The organism is Streptomyces sp. NPDC014623 (assembly GCF_043088245.1).
Taxonomy (GTDB): Bacteria; Actinomycetota; Actinomycetes; order Streptomycetales; family Streptomycetaceae; genus Streptomyces.
The window spans coordinates 175,602-190,423 of record NZ_JBIBZU010000013.1 but is presented as its reverse complement, the minus strand read 5'-3'; the positions used below and the strand labels follow the sequence as shown (position 1 = coordinate 190,423).

At 68.8% G+C, this 14,822-nt stretch carries 12 protein-coding genes and 1 tRNA gene; 5 read left to right on the top strand and 8 right to left on the bottom strand.

Annotated features, from left to right (window positions below):
* The first annotated feature begins 30 nt into the window (after positions 1–30).
* A complete protein-coding gene (locus ACF1FZ_RS21895; protein WP_391775063.1) occupies positions 31–1,029 on the top strand; it encodes a hypothetical protein in 999 nt (332 codons plus the stop codon).
* Between the two features lie 124 nt (positions 1,030–1,153).
* Here ACF1FZ_RS21895 and ACF1FZ_RS21890 read toward each other — a convergent pair whose 3' ends face one another.
* Positions 1,154–1,933, bottom strand: a complete 780-nt coding sequence (locus ACF1FZ_RS21890) for an SURF1 family protein (RefSeq protein ID WP_391775062.1) — start codon at positions 1,931–1,933, stop codon at positions 1,154–1,156.
* A gap of 62 nt (positions 1,934–1,995) precedes the next feature.
* Positions 1,996–3,864: a S9 family peptidase gene (locus ACF1FZ_RS21885; protein WP_391775061.1), complete on the bottom strand. Its 1,869-nt coding sequence runs from the start codon at positions 3,862–3,864 to the stop codon at positions 1,996–1,998.
* 90 nt (positions 3,865–3,954) lie between these two features.
* Between ACF1FZ_RS21885 and ACF1FZ_RS21880 the strand changes: the two genes are divergently transcribed.
* Together ACF1FZ_RS21880 and ACF1FZ_RS21875 are read left to right on the top strand one after the other, a co-directional pair.
* Positions 3,955–4,788, top strand: coding sequence for a class I SAM-dependent methyltransferase (locus ACF1FZ_RS21880; RefSeq protein ID WP_391775060.1), 834 nt, complete (start codon positions 3,955–3,957; stop codon positions 4,786–4,788).
* A gap of 59 nt (positions 4,789–4,847) precedes the next feature.
* Entirely contained in the window at positions 4,848–5,258 is a 411-nt protein-coding gene (locus ACF1FZ_RS21875) for a nuclear transport factor 2 family protein (RefSeq protein WP_391775110.1), read from the top strand.
* 100 nt (positions 5,259–5,358) lie between these two features.
* Here the strand turns inward: ACF1FZ_RS21875 and ACF1FZ_RS21870 are convergent, their stop codons facing one another.
* From ACF1FZ_RS21870 to ACF1FZ_RS21860, 3 genes are all read right to left on the bottom strand, one after another.
* Positions 5,359–6,153: an SGNH/GDSL hydrolase family protein gene (locus ACF1FZ_RS21870; RefSeq protein ID WP_391775059.1), complete on the bottom strand. Its 795-nt coding sequence runs from the start codon at positions 6,151–6,153 to the stop codon at positions 5,359–5,361.
* A gap of 340 nt (positions 6,154–6,493) precedes the next feature.
* A complete protein-coding gene (gene htpG, locus ACF1FZ_RS21865) occupies positions 6,494–8,407 on the bottom strand; it encodes a molecular chaperone HtpG (RefSeq protein ID WP_391775058.1) in 1,914 nt (637 codons plus the stop codon).
* Positions 8,408–8,663: 256 nt separating this feature from the next.
* The gene (locus ACF1FZ_RS21860) at positions 8,664–9,317 is read right to left on the bottom strand and encodes a TetR/AcrR family transcriptional regulator (RefSeq protein ID WP_391775057.1); all 654 of its coding nucleotides are present in this window, start codon (positions 9,315–9,317) and stop codon (positions 8,664–8,666) included.
* A gap of 116 nt (positions 9,318–9,433) precedes the next feature.
* Between ACF1FZ_RS21860 and ACF1FZ_RS21855 the strand changes: the two genes are divergently transcribed.
* A complete protein-coding gene (locus ACF1FZ_RS21855) occupies positions 9,434–9,991 on the top strand; it encodes an NAD(P)H-dependent oxidoreductase (RefSeq protein ID WP_391775056.1) in 558 nt (185 codons plus the stop codon).
* A gap of 736 nt (positions 9,992–10,727) precedes the next feature.
* Here ACF1FZ_RS21855 and ACF1FZ_RS21850 read toward each other — a convergent pair.
* Positions 10,728–10,801 (bottom strand) — tRNA-Pro (locus ACF1FZ_RS21850).
* Positions 10,802–10,887: 86 nt separating this feature from the next.
* Positions 10,888–11,826 (bottom strand): metallophosphoesterase, encoded by a 939-nt coding sequence (locus ACF1FZ_RS21845; RefSeq protein WP_391775055.1) that lies wholly within the window; start codon positions 11,824–11,826, stop codon positions 10,888–10,890.
* A gap of 79 nt (positions 11,827–11,905) precedes the next feature.
* On the opposite strand from ACF1FZ_RS21845, the gene ACF1FZ_RS21840 reads away from it, so the two are divergent.
* Positions 11,906–12,370 carry a GatB/YqeY domain-containing protein gene (locus ACF1FZ_RS21840; RefSeq protein ID WP_391775054.1) on the top strand — a complete coding sequence of 155 codons (465 nt, stop codon included), beginning with the start codon at positions 11,906–11,908 and terminating at the stop codon, positions 12,368–12,370.
* A gap of 83 nt (positions 12,371–12,453) precedes the next feature.
* Here the strand turns inward: ACF1FZ_RS21840 and ACF1FZ_RS21835 are convergent, their stop codons facing one another.
* Entirely contained in the window at positions 12,454–14,697 is a 2,244-nt protein-coding gene (locus tag ACF1FZ_RS21835) for a transglycosylase domain-containing protein (protein ID WP_391775053.1), read from the bottom strand.
* Between the last annotated feature and the right edge of the window lie 125 nt (positions 14,698–14,822).

Genomic DNA, 14,822 nt, shown 5'->3' with positions numbered 1-14,822 from the left:
GTCGGTGCCGGCGGTTTCGGTGGTGCCGACATGGATGAGGACGCGCTGCGCCGTATGCTGCGCGGTGCCGTCCAGGGCATCGAGCCCGCCGACGGCACTCTCGACCGTCTGCACCGCGCGGTACCCGCCCGGCGCGCCAGGCGACGGCAGGGTGTGGTGGGCGCCACGGCCGCGGCACTGCTGATCGGCACGGCGGTCCCCGCCTTCGTCCATGTGGCGAATTCGGACGGTTCGGCCGCCGTCGGCCCCGCCATCGCCGGTCACGGCCAGCAGGCCCAGGGCGGCAGCGGTGAGGATGCCGGAGCCGAAACCGGCGGCGGGGAGACGACGGGCCCCGAGAGCCGCCGGAGCGAGGGCGCCGAGGACGAGACCGGGAACCCCGCGGTCCCGTCCCTGGGATCGGCCCCGGGGGCCGAGAGCAGCGGGGCCGAGGGCCGGCCCGACTCCCCGGGCCCCGAGGTGGCCGCCACCAAGGCCTGCGACCCCGGTCAGCTCGGGGTCGCCTCCGCCGCCGCGGGCGCGGCAGACGCGGACGGCACGGTGTACGGGACCTTCAGGATCGCCAATGTGTCCGGCGACGCCTGCGCGGTGACCAGCAACGGAACGGTCGGTTTCCAGGCTGCGGGCGCCGCCGACCCGCTGAAGATCACGGTGGTGCAGCACACCGCGGGTGATCCCGCGGGCGGGCTGCCCGATCCGTCGCTGGAGCCGGGAACCGTTTTCCTGAAGCCGTCGATGACGTACGAGGTGCGCTTCGCGTGGGTGCCGTCGGACACCTGCCCGACCACCGGCGGCTCGCCCACCCCGACACCCACGGCAGGAGACGCGGGAGGTGGCGAGGGCGTGGGGACGGACGCGGGGACGACGACGGACACCGCAGCGCAGTTCGGCAGCGCGGACGAGGGTCCTGCGGACGGCAGCATCGCGGTCACGCACACCCCGGAGGCGGGTGCGCCGACCGCTGAGACCACGATCGCCAACGCGTGCGCCGGCACGATCTACCGCACAGGCGTACTCGACGCCTCGTAGCCGGATCCGATCCCTGCCCCGGGCGCGGCCCCTTGGGATGAGACAGAGCCAGGGGCGGGGACAGGGGCAGGGACTTGGACCGGGCTCCACCCGTATGCGCGCCCGTCCCCGGCGTGGGACTCCGTCAGTCGGCGTCGGCGGCGAGCCCGAGCTGCACGTCGCGTGCGGCTTCCGCCTCACGTCGCACCAGCCGGAACCACATGAAGAGCACGAAGCCGCCGAAGACGAACCACTCACCGGTGTAGCCGAGGTTCTGGAAGGCCTTCAGATCGAGCCCGCTGCCCTGCGCCACCGCCGCGGGTACGGGCTGCAGGCCCTGCCCCGCACCGCTTGCCTCCGGCCGGGTCAGGGTCACCCAGGCGTCGTACACGTCGTACGGGACGAGGTTCACGAGGGATGCCGCGCTGATCATGCCGAGCTGGCCCTCGGGGAGCCCGCCGCTGAGGTCGACGCCGGCGGTGCCGCTGTTCTCCGAAGCCTGCAGATCCCCGGTCACGGTGACCTCGCCGGCCGGAGCCCCGGGCACCTCGGTACTGCCCGGGGAACCCGCCAGCCAGCCCCGTACGACGGGCAGGGCCTTGCCGCTGTCGGTGCGCAGCAGATTCAGCACGTAGAAACCGTCACGGTCGTCCAGCTTGCGGCCGGGAACCAGGAACTGGTCGGTGTACGTCCCGGTCGCCACGGCCGGGCGGCCGGAGGTCTCCGTGCTCACAGGGAGCAGGTCATCGAGCGGCTCAGGGGAGCGGGAACCCGGATCAGGGCGCTCGTCGGCCTCCTTGTGCGTCTGCACGCGGTCCTCGAAACGGCCGAGCTGCCAGGTGCCCATGAACACGCAGAACGGGATGGCCAGCACGACGAAGAGGTTGATCCCCCACCATCGCGGGGTCAGCAGGAACCGGTACACCCCTCCACGGTACGGTTCGACGCTCCGGGCCTTCGGGGCGGGGTGCACCATTTATCCGGACCTTATGCCTTCGGCCTCTCCTCCTCGCGGCCTTCCTGCCGGTCCGCGGTCTGCGCCCGCCCGAGATGGCGCAGCGTGAAGTCCAGTTCGAGCCGCACCTGCTTGATCCGCTCCTCCACGACGAGCGAGCCGTGCCCCGCGTCGTAGCGGTACACCTCGTGGACCGCACCACGGGCCGCGAGGCGGTCCACGTAGTTCTCCACCTGACGGATCGGGCAACGCGGATCGTTGACGCCGGCCGAGATGTAGACCGGGGCGCGCACCGCGTCCACGTAGGTCAGCGGGGACGAGGCCTCGAAACGCTCGGGTACCTCCTCCGGGGTGCCGCCCAGCAGTGTGCGGTCCATCGCCTTGAGAGCTTCCATCTCGTCGTGGTAGGCGGTGACGTAGTCGGCGACCGGGACCGCCGCCAGCCCGAGGGCCCAGGCGTCCGGCTGCGTACCGAGTCCGAGCAGGGTCAGATAGCCGCCCCACGAACCACCGGCCAGCACGAGCCGCTCCGGGTCCGCGATCCCTGACTTCACCGCCCACTCACGGACGGCCGCGACGTCCTCCAGCTCGATCAGCCCGACCCGGTGCTTCAGCGCGTCCGTCCAGGCACGGCCGTAACCCGTGGACCCGCGGTAGTTGACCCGCACGACGGCGAAACCGTGGTCCACCCATGCGGCCGGGCCCGAGGCGAAGGCATCGCTGTCGTGCCAGGTGGGCCCACCGTGTATCTCGAAGACCGTGGGGAACGGGCCGTCACCGGTGGCCGGGGTCTGCACCAGGGCGTGGATACGGCCTCCCGGGCCGTCCACCCAGGCGTCCCGCACCGGCACCGAGGCCGGAGCCTTCGCACCCGGCGGGTCGAGAACGACGGAGCCCGTCGTGGAGCGCACGACGGGCGGTTGCGCTGCCGACGACCACAGATACTCCACCGTGCCGTCGGGGCGGGCCGTGGCACCCGAGACCGTCCCGGCGGGAGTCTCGACCCGGACCGGCTCCGCGGCGCCCGGCTCGTACCGCCACAGCTCACTGCGGGCCTCGAAGCTGTGCTCGATCAGCAAAGCGGATCCGTCCGGATACCACTCGGCGCCCGCGTCACCGGGCAGATCGACATGAAGGTCCGTCTGCGTTCCCGCCACCGGATCCCAGATCATCGGCTCCCACCGCCCGCGCCGCTGATGCCCGACCAGCAACCGGGTGTCACCGGTCACCGGGGCGAATCCCAGCACCGACAGCCCCAGCTCCTTCGTGCCGCCCTCGGTGTCGTCCAGCTCGGCGACCGTCGAACCGTCGGGGCGCACCACCCGCAGCGCGGAGTGCATCGCGTCGCCGTGCTCCGTGTGTTCCAGAGCGATCAGCGTCCCGTCGTGCGACAGGTCACCGACCCCGGCGGACTCCCTGTGCCTGTAGATCTCGACAGGATCCGTCCCGGGACGCACCAGGTGCACGGTCGTGCCCTCCTCGTCCGTGGAACGGCCGACCACCGCCGTGCCGTCACGGCCGATCGCGAGCCCGGCCGGGTAGGAGGGCTCCAGTCCGGGTGTGGCCGGCTCGTCCGCACCGCCGTCGAAGGGCTGGCGCATCCACACGCCGAACTCGTCGCCATCGGTGTCCGCGAACCACCAGACGGCCTGCCCGTCCGGTGTCAGCACCCCGTCCGTCGTCCCGTTGGGCCGGTCCGTGACCTGGCGCTGCTTCCCGGTCGCCCGGTCCCATGCGTACAGCTCGTACGTACCGGTGGCGTTCGAGACGAAGAGCGCGCGGTCGGGGGCGTCCTCGGCCCAGTCGGGCAGGGACACCCGAGCAGCGCGGAAACGCTGCTCCCACTGCGGCGGTTCCTGCTCCCGCTCCGGTACGGACGCGTCGTTCTGTGTGTCGCTCATGGCCCCATCCAACCCGATGTGGCCACACACCGGGCGGGCCTGTGGATAACTGTTCGCACGCACCTCCGGTCTGTGGGTAACTTTTCCGGCATGTATGCATCGACACCCGATGACTGGCACGAGGCCAACCGTGCGCGCTGGGACGAACGCGTGGCCATCCACGCGGCCAGTGACTACTACGATCTGGACGCCTTCCGGGCGGGCAAGGACGCTCTGCGCGACTTCGAGCTCGCGGAGGTCGGCGACGTGACGGGCCGGACCCTGTTGCACCTGCAGTGCCACATCGGCCTCGACACCCTCTCGTGGGCCCGCCACGGGGCCGCCCAGGTCGTCGGCCTCGACTTCTCCGAGCCCGCCGTCGAGACCGCGGGTGAGCTCGCCAGGTCGCTGGGGCTCCCGCCGGAACGGGCCGTCTTCGTTGCTTCCGATGTGTACGACGCCGCCCAGGCCGTGCCGGACTCCGCGTACGACATCGTCTACACCGGACTCGGCGCGCTGAACTGGCTGCCTGATGTCCGCCGTTGGGCGGAAGTCGCGACCTCACTGGTCGCGCCCGGTGGATTCCTCTACCTTCTGGAATTCCACCCCCTGACCGACTGTCTCGACGACACCGGCTCGACGATCACGTACGACTACTTCAGCCGTGACCCGTGGGTGGAGGAGACGCCGGGCACGTATGCCGACTTCGATGCCGCCACCGTCCACAACCGCAGCGTCGAGTGGCAGCACCCCGTGGGCGAAGTCGTCTCGGCTCTGGCGGCGGCCGGGCTGCGGATCGACTTCCTGCACGAGCACGACGCTTCGCTCTTCGCCCGCTACCCGGCGCTGGTGCGGCACGCGGACGGTTACTACCGCTTCCCGGCGGGCCGTCCGCGCATCCCGATGATGTACTCGCTCAAGGCGTCGCGGCCGGTCAGCGGCTGACGACGGTGGACCCCGGGCGATTGTCAGTGGTGGGAGCCACACTCGGAGGCATGACCGAGATGCTCGACAGCGCAGGCGAGACGTGGGGCGCGGCCGAGGTGCGCGCCGTTGTGGAGGCGTACTGGGCCGCGGCGAACACCCGTGACTGGAGCACGTTCGCCACCACCCTCGCCGACGACGTGGTGTACGACCTGCCGCAGAGCCGTGAGCGCATCCTCGGCAAGGAGCGTCACGTGCGTTTCAACCGGGATCACCCGGGGGGCCGGCACGCCCGGATCGAGCGGATCGTTGCCGATGGGGAGGGACGGCAGGCCGCTGTCCGGACCGTGGTCACCATCGGGCGGGACGAGATATCCGCCGTTCACTTCTTCACGTTCGACGCGGACGGCAGGATCGCCGGGGTGACGGACTTCTGGTCCGATCCCTACGAACCACCAGCAGGCCGGGAGCACCTGACCGAGCGTTACTGAGGCCGGGTGCCACCGGACGGGGCCCGCCCGCCGCGCGCAGAGCACTCCGGCAGGGGCCGGTGGTGCCGTCGCGCACGCCGGGCGGTCCGCTCCGCGCTTGTCAAGCAGCGGAGTTGAAGGCAGGCAGGTAACCGTTCGACTGCCCGACGGCCTTCGGGTGGTACGAGTTGGTGATCGGGATCGACACGCTGTGGATCCACGCGTCACCCGAGCAGAGCTCGTGCCCGGTGAATTCGTCCACCACGCTGGAATACGTGAACCCCGCGTCCGCCGCCCGCTTGGCCAGCACGCCGTTCAGCACGTCCGAGGCGTTGTTGATGGCTCCCCGCTCGGTCTCCGTGAGGCCGGCGATGCAGGTGCCCGACAGCTTGTAGAAGCGCGGATACCCCAGGACCACCACATGCGCCTGCGGAGCCCGTGAGCGGATGCCCGTGTAGAGGGAGTCGAGTCGGCCGGGCAGCGAATTCTGCATCTGGGAGACCGCTGTGTTCACCCGGGTCACACAACTGGCCTCGTTCTGCAGGACGCACGTCTGCATGACGTCCGCGAACCCGACGTCGTTGCCGCCGGCTGTGACGCTGACGAGCGTGGTCGACGAGCTCAGTGCGCCCAGCTGACCACTGGACACGGAGGCCGTCGTCGCGCCGGAGCAGGCGACGAATGCGAACGACGACGGCGCGTTCGCGTTCCTCCAGAGGTAGGGGTAGGCGTTGGTGCTGCGTTTGCAGTCGCCGCTCTCCGAGGTGTAGCTCCCGGCACCGACACCGGAGGAGTAGGAGTCCCCGAGAGCGACGTAGTTGTCGCCTGCGGCGGATGCTGGTTGTGCGATGCCGAGTGCGGCCACGGCGGCGATCGCGAGGGTGAAGGCGGACGCCCGGAAGGTTCGTACTGACATGGCTGCCAGCCCTTCGAAGTGTGGGGGACGAGGGGGGAGTTCGTGGGGCGAGCACGTTTGTAGCAGCTCCCGGTACTCGGCGGTAATGGCCTCGCGGAAAGTCGTCTGATATGCCCGAAGGATCGTTCGGTAGATGATGCTCCGCGCGTAGATAAACCTCCGACGGGCGTTCAGAACAGTGAAGTCAGGGGCCCTCCCGGCAACCCTTCTGACGCCTCGGCGTCACCTCGGGGCAGTGCCTGCTGTCCGAACGGCGGCCGCAGCCGGTCGTCTTCGTGTTCCGCATACGACTGCGGCCGCCAGGGATCCTGGCGGCCGCAGAGCGTGGGGCGGGCGGGAACTACAGCGTGCGCTCCAGGCGGTCCGCCATCAGCCTGCTGAAGCGCGAGGGGTCACTCAGCTCTCCACCGTCGGAGAGGAGCGCCAGCCCGTGTACGAGCTCGGCCGTCTCGGCCAGTTCGGTACCGGCTCCTTCCTCGCCGCTCTGTTCGGTGTAGGCCTTCTTCAGCCCGCTGATCAGTGCGTGCGAGGGGTTGAGTTCGAGGATGCGCTTGATGTGCGGAACCTCCTGGCCCATGGCGCGGTACATGTTCTCCAGGGCCGGGGTGACATCGTGCGTGTCCGAGACGATGCAGGCCGGTGAGACGGTGAGGCGCGAGGAGAGACGCACCTCCTTCACGGTGTCACCGAGCTGTTCCGTCATCCAGGTCAGCAGACCGGCGTAGTCCTGCTGCTGCCTTTCACGCTCGGCCTCGACTTCCTTCTTCTCCTCGTCGGTGTCCAGGTCGACCTCGCCCTTGGAGATGGACTGGAGCGGCTTGCCCTCGAATTCGGGAACGGACTGGACCCAGACCTCGTCGACGGGGTCGGTCAGGAGGAGGACCTCGAAGCCCTTGGCGCGGAAGGCCTCCATATGAGGAGAGCTCTCCATGGCCGCACGCGACTCGCCCGTCATGTAGTAGATCTGCTCCTGACCCTCCTTCATCCGCTCCACGTACGAGCGCAGGGTGGTCAGACCTTCTTCGTCCTGGGTCGAGGCGAACGAGGAGACCTCCAGGATCGCGTCGCGGTTCTCGAAGTCCTGGAAGAGCCCCTCCTTGAGGACCCGGCCGAACTCCTTCCAGAACGTGTCGTACTTCTCGGGGGCGCTGGACCTCATGTCCTTCACCGTCGAGAGCACCTTCTTGACCAGGCGGCGCCGCATCATCTCGATCTGGCGGTCCTGCTGAAGGATTTCGCGCGAGACATTGAGCGACAGATCCTGTGCGTCGACCACGCCCTTCACGAAGCGCAGATAGGTCGGCATGAGCGCTTCGCAGTCATCCATGATGAACACGCGCTTCACGTAGAGCTGGACTCCACGCTTGTGATCCTGCATGAACAGATCCTGCGGGGCATGGGACGGCAGGAAGAGCAGGGCCTGGTATTCGAAAGTGCCTTCCGCCTGCATGCGGATCGTTTCGAGCGGATCGGTCCAGTCGTGGCTGATGTGCTTGTACAGCTCGCTGTACTCCTCATCGGTCACGGAGTCCTTCGACCGGGCCCACAGGGCCTTCATCGAGTTGACCGTCTCCACCTCGGGCTCGGATCCCTCCTCGCCTCCCGCAGCCGCCATGCGGATGGGCCAGGTGATGAAGTCCGAGTAGCGCTTGACGATTTCCCTGATCTTCCAGGGAGAGGTGTAGTCGAAGAGCTTGTCCTCGGCGTCCTCGGGCTTGAGGCGCAGCGTGACCGAGGTTCCCTGCGGTGCGTCGTCGACGGACTCGACGGTGTAGGTCCCCTCGCCGCTGGACTGCCAGCGGGTGCCTGTGTCCTCGCCCGCGCGCCGGGTCAGCAGGGTGACCTCGTCGGCAACCATGAAGCTCGAATAGAATCCGACACCGAACTGTCCGATGAGTTCTTCGGAAGCGGTGGCGTCCTTGGCTTCCTTCAGCTCCTGGAGGAATTTCGCCGTACCGGAATTAGCAATCGTCCCGATCAGCTGCACGACCTCGTCGTGCGACATTCCGATACCGTTGTCGCGCACGGTCAGTGTGCGCTTCTCCTGGTCGGCCTCGATGGCGATATGGAGATCGGACGAGTCGGCCTGGAGCGTGTCGTCGCGGAGAGTTTCCAGTCGCAGCTTGTCCAGCGCGTCCGAGGAATTGGAAATGAGCTCACGCAGGAAGACGTCCTTGTTCGAGTAAATCGAATGGATCATCATCTGCAGGAGCTGGCGCGCTTCTACCTGAAACTCGAACGTCTCGGCCGGCATGGGTGCGGGTTCCCTTTCCTGGGGTAAGTCAACTGAGCCGCTGTATATCGTAACCAGGTGCCGTGCCGCTCATGTGCCGGTTCGGCCAAGGACGTTGCCCGCCCGGCCGGATCCCGCGAGTGCCGGTCACGCGCACCCGTCGGGAGGTGCACGGCCTCCTCGCCGGGCAGGGAGGGTGCCCGGGCGGTCCGGGCCTGGCTGCCAGCGGTGCGTACACCCTCGTCCAGGCATGGGCGCAGCCCGGAGGAGCTGTCCCTCAGCGCGCCACCCCGTACCGGGCGAGAAGGTCGTGCCAGCCCTCCTCCAGCCGGGTGGCGGGTATGCCGCGTTCGCATGTCAGGTGGTGCACCAGAGGGGCATCGACCGATCCGAGCAGGGTGTGTGCGAGCAGTTCCGGTTCACCCTGTGCATGCGCCTGACGCAGCAGCAGGGCGACATGGCTGAGCCTCAGACGCTGCGCGGGGACGGTGTAGGTCCGCAGCGGGTCGGTGCGCGAGGCCAGGATCAGCTCGTGGTGATCGCGTTCATGACGCATCAGGGCGGGGCCGAAGGCGTGCAGTCGCTCGGCTGCGGGGGCGTCCGGGCCCATGGGGGGCGGCCCGGAGAGGAAGGCGGCCTGCAGCAGGGTCTCGCGGTGGTCGAGAAGCGCGATGAGCAGGCCGGTGCGGTCCTTGAAGCGCCGGAAGACCGTCCCCTTGCCGACTCCGGCGGCGGCGGCCACCGATTCCATGGTGAGGTTCGCCGCCCCGCAGCGGGCCAGGAGGCGGGAGGCGGCGTCCAGCAGGAGCGCTCGGTTGCGCGCCGCGTCCGCCCGCAGCAGCTCCGGTCCGCCGACGGTGACGAGTGTGAGATTCGTCCGTTCCCCGCCGGGATCGGGCGGCCTGGGCGGCGGGGGGAGGGGAGCGGTCATGGCTCCAGGGTAGCCCTGGACGACTATAAGTGGACCGCGGTCCGTTTAGGTGGTACAACTTTAAACGGACCATGGTCCGCTTACTTCCACAGTCTCCGTCTCCCGGGAGCTTCCCCATGTCAGTTCGCATCCTCGCCCTCGTCGGCAGCCTCCGTGCCGGCTCCCACAACCGTCAGCTCGCCGAGGCCGCCGTCAAGCACGCCCCTGAGGGTGTTCAGGTCGAGTTGTACGAGGGCCTCGTCGACGTCCCCTTCTACAACGAGGACATCGACGTCGAGGGCGGTGTTCCGGATGCCGCGGCCAAGCTGCGCGAGGCGGCCGGCCGGTCCGACGGGTTCCTGCTGTTCTCGCCGGAGTACAACGGCACCATGCCGGCCGTCCTGAAGAACGCCATCGACTGGCTGTCCCGGCCGTACGGCGCCGGCGCCCTGACCGCCAAGCCGGTCGCCGTGGTCGGCACCGCCTTCGGTCAGTTCGGCGGTGTATGGGCCCAGGACGAGGCCCGCAAGGCGGCAGGTCTCGCGGGCGGGGCGGTCCTGGCCGACGTGAAGCTCTCCATCCCCGGCTCCGTGACCCGCTTCGCCGAGCTCCACCCGGCCGACGACGCCGAGGTCGTCACCTCCCTGACCGAGGTGCTCCGCCAGGTCGCCCAGGGCGCCGCGGCGGCAGCCTGATCCACCACCGGCGGCGGACCGAGGAGGTCGAGCCGCTTCCCCGCGCCGCCCGGTGCGGCTTCTTGGGCCCGGTCCGGCCCCACTTCGAAGTGGGGCCGGACCGGGCCCAAGCCTCGTAGCCGAGCTCTTTCGGCCGGCATCCTGCGGCCGACCCGACCCGACCCGACCCGGTCCGCCGTCCGCCGTCCGCCCGCGAAGCCAGTCCCCGCCGTCCCGGCAGGGACCAGCACGTGGACGCGACTTGGTGCGGGTGCCGGAACCTCACAGGAGCAAGGGCCTCGGCACGGTGAAGCGGCCGGACCGTCCCGCACCCGCGGACGGGTACGAGATCGCGCCGACGTGCCTTGCGCGCCAAGCCGTCCGCAGCACCGGGGAGGACGCAGGGCCCCGCGTACGGAACCGCTCGGCAGCCCCGGACCGACAGGGTCCCTGGCGGCCGGTGACCTCCGAAGGCCATGGGATCTCACGCCGACCGGTCCCGGTCCGTCCAGCCCGGAGCCGGCACCCGAAGGGAGCAGTCGGGTGCGGTGATCGGCCTGACCCGTCGCGAGGTCGATCACCTCACCGGGATGCGATGAGCGGGCCCCCGACCGCATCCGATGTACCGGTCATCGGGCAGGGAGATCGACTTCTCGACAACGGCCGAGCCGCGCTTCCCGCTTCGAAACCGCCCCGCAAACCACTCAGGGGCCTGATCCGCTAAGCGGATCAGGCCCCTGACCTGGTGTTTCAGCTGTCGGGGTGGCGGGATTTGAACCCACGACCTCTTCGTCCCGAACGAAGCGCGCTGCCAAGCTGCGCTACACCCCGATGTCCACCGAGTGTCCCGGCGACATCGATTACTTTAGCCCACCTGCGCCCGGAGGCGAAATCCGGTTTTGCTCCTGGCAGGAGACTCAGTCGCGAGGCGTCAGAGTCAGCAGGGTCGCCTCGGGCGGGCAGGCGAAGCGGACCGGGGTGTAGCGGTTCGTGCCGCAGCCCGCCGAGACGTGGAGGTAGGAGCGCCGCTCACCGACCGTGTGGCCGGAGAGGCCCTTCACCCGGTCCGTGTCCAGGTCGCAATTGGTGACGAGGGCGCCGTAGAAGGGGATGCAGAGCTGGCCGCCATGGGTGTGGCCGGCCAGGATCAGAGGGTAGCCATCCGCCGTGAAGGCGTCCAGGGAGCGCAGGTAAGGGGCGTGGACGACGCCGATCGAGAGGTCCGCGCCCGTTTCCGGGCCGCCGGCGACCTCCGCGTAGCGGTCCCGCTTGATGTGGGGGTCGTCCAGGCCGGTGAAGGCGATCTCGAGGCCGTCGGCCTTGATCCGGCCCCGGGTGTTGGAGAGGTTCAGCCAGCCGGCCTCGTCGAAGGCGTCCCGCATCGGTTCCCAGGGGTTGTGGACGACACCGACCGCCGGTGCGTTTCCGTTGAGCCCGTGCTTGCCCTGCGTCTTCTCCAGGAGATAACGGACCGGGTTGCGGAGCTTCGGGCCGTAATAGTCGTTGGAACCGAAGACGTAGACACCGGGGAACTCCATCAGCGGGCCGAGCGCGTCGAGCAGCTCGGGCACGGCCTCCGGGTCGGAGAGGTTGTCACCGGTGTTGACCACGAAGTCCGGGCGCAGGCCCGCGAGGGACTGCAGCCAGGCGCGCTTCTTGCGCTGGCCGCTCACCATGTGAATGTCCGAGACCTGGAGTACGCGCAACGGGCGTGCCCCGTCCGGGAGTACGGGAATCGTGATCCGGCGGAGGCGGAACGAGCGGGCTTCGAATCCGGCCGCGTACACGAGGCCGGCGGCACCGACCGCCGCGCCGACTGCCGTGACTTTCAGGGGTACTCCGTAGCGTGCGCGCATGGCCCCATCGTCGCAGAAACGGTGCGGCGGGACGAAAAGAGGCGGGCGGCAGGTATCCCGTACCTGTCACAATCGCCGCATGACCACGCTCAAGTCCAAGCTCAAGGAAGACCTCACCACGGCCATGAAGGCGCGTGACGAGCTCACCTCGTCCACCCTCCGGCTCACCCTGACCGCGATCACCAAGGAAGAGGTCAGCGGCAAGACGTCGCGCGAGCTCTCCGACGACGAGGTGCAGAAGGTGATCGCCAAGGAGGCGAAGAAGCGCCGCGAGGCGGCCGAGGCCTTCGCGCAGGGCGGCCGGACCGAGCAGGCCGAGCGGGAGAAGGCCGAGGGCGAGTTGCTCGACGCGTACCTGCCCAAGCAGCTCTCCGACGACGAGCTGAACGCGATCGTCGCTCAGGCCGTCGAGGCGGCGAAGGCCTCCGGCACCGAGGGGCCGCGCGCGATGGGTGCCGTCATGAAGATCGTCAGCCCGAAGGTGGCTGGGCTCGCCGAGGGCGGCCGGGTGGCCGCCACCGTGAAGAAACTGCTCGCGGGCTGAAGGGCCGGAGTGTGAAGGAGGGGCGCCCCGGCTTCGGGGCGCCCCTCCTTCACACCATGACGTGGGCTGTGTGGCCCGGGCGATCAGGGACCGTTGCCGCCGCGTCCGCCGCCGTCGTTCCCGCCGATGAAGCCGGGCGGCAGGACGATGCCGCCGATCGGGTCGGCTCCGGGCTTGTCGTCGCCGGTGCCGTTACCGCCGGTGGTGCCCTCGCCGCGGCCCCTGTCGCGGGCCTCGTCCGTCTTTTTCTCCTCGCCGCGGGGCACCGAGACCGGCTGGAAGGACGGGGTCTCCGCGGCGTCCAGCGCCCCGGTCATCGCGGTCTTCCAGATGGGGCCGGGCAGGCAGCCGCCGCAGACCTTTTCGTAATACTGGCCACCGATGGTGATGTTGTACATCTTGGTGGTCTTCTCGCCGATGTCGTCGCCGACCCAGACGGCGGTGGAGAGATTCGGGGTGTAGCCGACGAACCAGGCGTCGAGGCGGTCGTTCGTCGTACCCGTCTTACCCGCGTTGTCGCGGTCGGAGAGGCCTGCCAGGGTGCCGGTACCGTCCTCGACCACGCCCTTGAGCATGTGGCTGATGGTGTCAGCCGTCTTCTCGCTCATCGCGCGGGAGCACTTGGTCTTCGGGACGTCGAGCTTCTTGCCGTTGGCGTCGGTGATCGACTCGATGGCGACGGGTGAGCAGTACGTGCCCCGGTTGGCGAACGTGGCGTACACGGCGGCCATCGAGAGCGGGGTGCTGACCTCGCCGCCGAGGGTGATCGAGGCATGCTCCTCGATCTCCTTGCCGTCGCCCCGCTCGTAGCCCACTTTCTTCGCCATCTCGACCGTCTCGCAGAGACCGGTCTTCTGTTCCAGCTTGGCGAAGTAGGTGTTGATGGACTTGCCGAGCGCGCTCGTCATGTCCCAGGTGCCCTTCTCGGACTCCAGCTCGTTCACCAGGTCCCAGTTGCTGCTGCCCGTCGGGGCCCCCGCACAGGTGCGGAAGGAGTTCAGCGGAAGCGACATCTTCCAGTCGGTGGTGTAGCTCAGCGCCGGGCTGATGCCCTTCTCCAGGGCGGCGGCGGCGGTGATCGGCTTGAAGGTCGAGCCGACCTGGAAGCCGTAGGTGCTGCCGCCCATCTTGTTGCTGACACCGAGGTTGAGCATCGTCTGGTGCTTGTTCTGGTCCAGGCCGTACGGCCTGGACTGGCTCATCGAGAGGATCTTGCCGGTGCCGGGCTCGACCTGCACCACCGAGGCTGCGACCTTGTCGTCCTTGTCGACCTTCGAGGTCGCGGCCTCGTCGGCGGCCTTCTGCGCGCGCGGCGAAAGTGTGGTCCTGATGGTCAGCCCGCCGAGGTTCCAGAGTTTGGCACGCTCCTCGTGGGTCTTCCCGAAGGCCGGATCGGTCAGGACTGCCTTGCGTACGTAGTCGCAGAAGAAGCCGGCGCCGTTGTCAGCCGTGATGCAGCCGCTGTTCGGCCTGCTGACCTTCAGGTTGAGGGGGGAGGCGATGGCCTTCTCGGCCTCGTCCTGCGAGATGCTGCCGACAGCGGCCATGCGCTGCAGCACGATGTTGCGGCGCTTGGTCGCCTCTTCGGCGTCGTTGACCGGGTCGTACCGGGTCGGCGACTGGACGAGGCCGGCCAGCATCGCCGCCTCCTCCAGCTTCAGGTCCTTGGCGTGTTTGGAGAAGTAGCGCTGTGAGGCCGTCTCGATGCCGTAGGCCTGCTGCCCGAAGAAGGTGATGTTGAGGTAGTTCTCCAGGATCTTCTTCTTGCCGAGTTCTTCCTCGACCTGGATCGCGTACTTCAGCTCCCGCACCTTGCGGCCCAGCGTTTGCTGGGTGGCCTCGGCGACCTTGTCCGGATCGTCGCCCGCCTCCTCGACGAAGACGTTCTTCACGTACTGCTGGGTGAGCGTCGAGGCGCCCTGCGCCGCGCCGCCGGCCTGCACGTTACGGTTCATCGCGCGCAGGATGCCCTTGAGGTCGACGGCCCCGTGCTCGTAGAAGCGCGAGTCCTCGATCGCGATGATCGCGTCCTGCATGTACGGGGAGATGTCCTTGAGCGGAATGACGGTGCGGTCGCGTGAGTAGTCCGTCGCGATGAGCCCGCCCTCGTTGTCCAGGATCGTGATCCGCTGGCTCAACGGAGGGGTCTTGAGGTTGGAGGGGATCTCGTCGAATCCCTCGACCGTCCCCTTGGCTGCGAGCCCGAGTGCGCCGGCAGCCGGCAGCGCGATGCCTGCCAGCACAGCTCCGGAAAGTGCGGCGACACCGAGGAACTTGGCGGCCTGCTGGGTCGTCGTCAGACCCCCGCCTGAGCGCTTTTTTGGCATGAGGGCAGCCTACGTTCTCATTCGCCGGACACAGGTATAGGCCTTGGCCTAAGCTGCTCCCAACTGTCACAGCAGCCGGGTTTTGCATCAACCCCCTTGCGGGGTCCGCAACAGAATTCAGCCAC

What these genes read in the sequence shown, in the direction of transcription:
- ACF1FZ_RS21895 (WP_391775063.1), top strand. Translation starts at nt 31, where the DNA reads ATGGATGAGGACGCGCTGCGCCGTATGCTGCGCGGTGCCGTCCAGGGC.
- ACF1FZ_RS21885 (WP_391775061.1), bottom strand. Translation starts at nt 3,864, where the DNA reads ATGAGCGACACACAGAACGACGCGTCCGTACCGGAGCGGGAGCAGGAA.
- ACF1FZ_RS21880 (WP_391775060.1), top strand. Translation starts at nt 3,955, where the DNA reads ATGTATGCATCGACACCCGATGACTGGCACGAGGCCAACCGTGCGCGC.
- ACF1FZ_RS21875 (WP_391775110.1), top strand. Translation starts at nt 4,848, where the DNA reads ATGCTCGACAGCGCAGGCGAGACGTGGGGCGCGGCCGAGGTGCGCGCC.
- ACF1FZ_RS21870 (WP_391775059.1), bottom strand. Translation starts at nt 6,153, where the DNA reads ATGTCAGTACGAACCTTCCGGGCGTCCGCCTTCACCCTCGCGATCGCC.
- htpG (WP_391775058.1), bottom strand. Translation starts at nt 8,407, where the DNA reads ATGCCGGCCGAGACGTTCGAGTTTCAGGTAGAAGCGCGCCAGCTCCTG.
- ACF1FZ_RS21860 (WP_391775057.1), bottom strand. Translation starts at nt 9,317, where the DNA reads ATGACCGCTCCCCTCCCCCCGCCGCCCAGGCCGCCCGATCCCGGCGGG.
- ACF1FZ_RS21855 (WP_391775056.1), top strand. Translation starts at nt 9,434, where the DNA reads ATGTCAGTTCGCATCCTCGCCCTCGTCGGCAGCCTCCGTGCCGGCTCC.
- ACF1FZ_RS21845 (WP_391775055.1), bottom strand. Translation starts at nt 11,826, where the DNA reads ATGCGCGCACGCTACGGAGTACCCCTGAAAGTCACGGCAGTCGGCGCG.
- ACF1FZ_RS21840 (WP_391775054.1), top strand. Translation starts at nt 11,906, where the DNA reads ATGACCACGCTCAAGTCCAAGCTCAAGGAAGACCTCACCACGGCCATG.
- ACF1FZ_RS21835 (WP_391775053.1), bottom strand. Translation starts at nt 14,697, where the DNA reads ATGCCAAAAAAGCGCTCAGGCGGGGGTCTGACGACGACCCAGCAGGCC.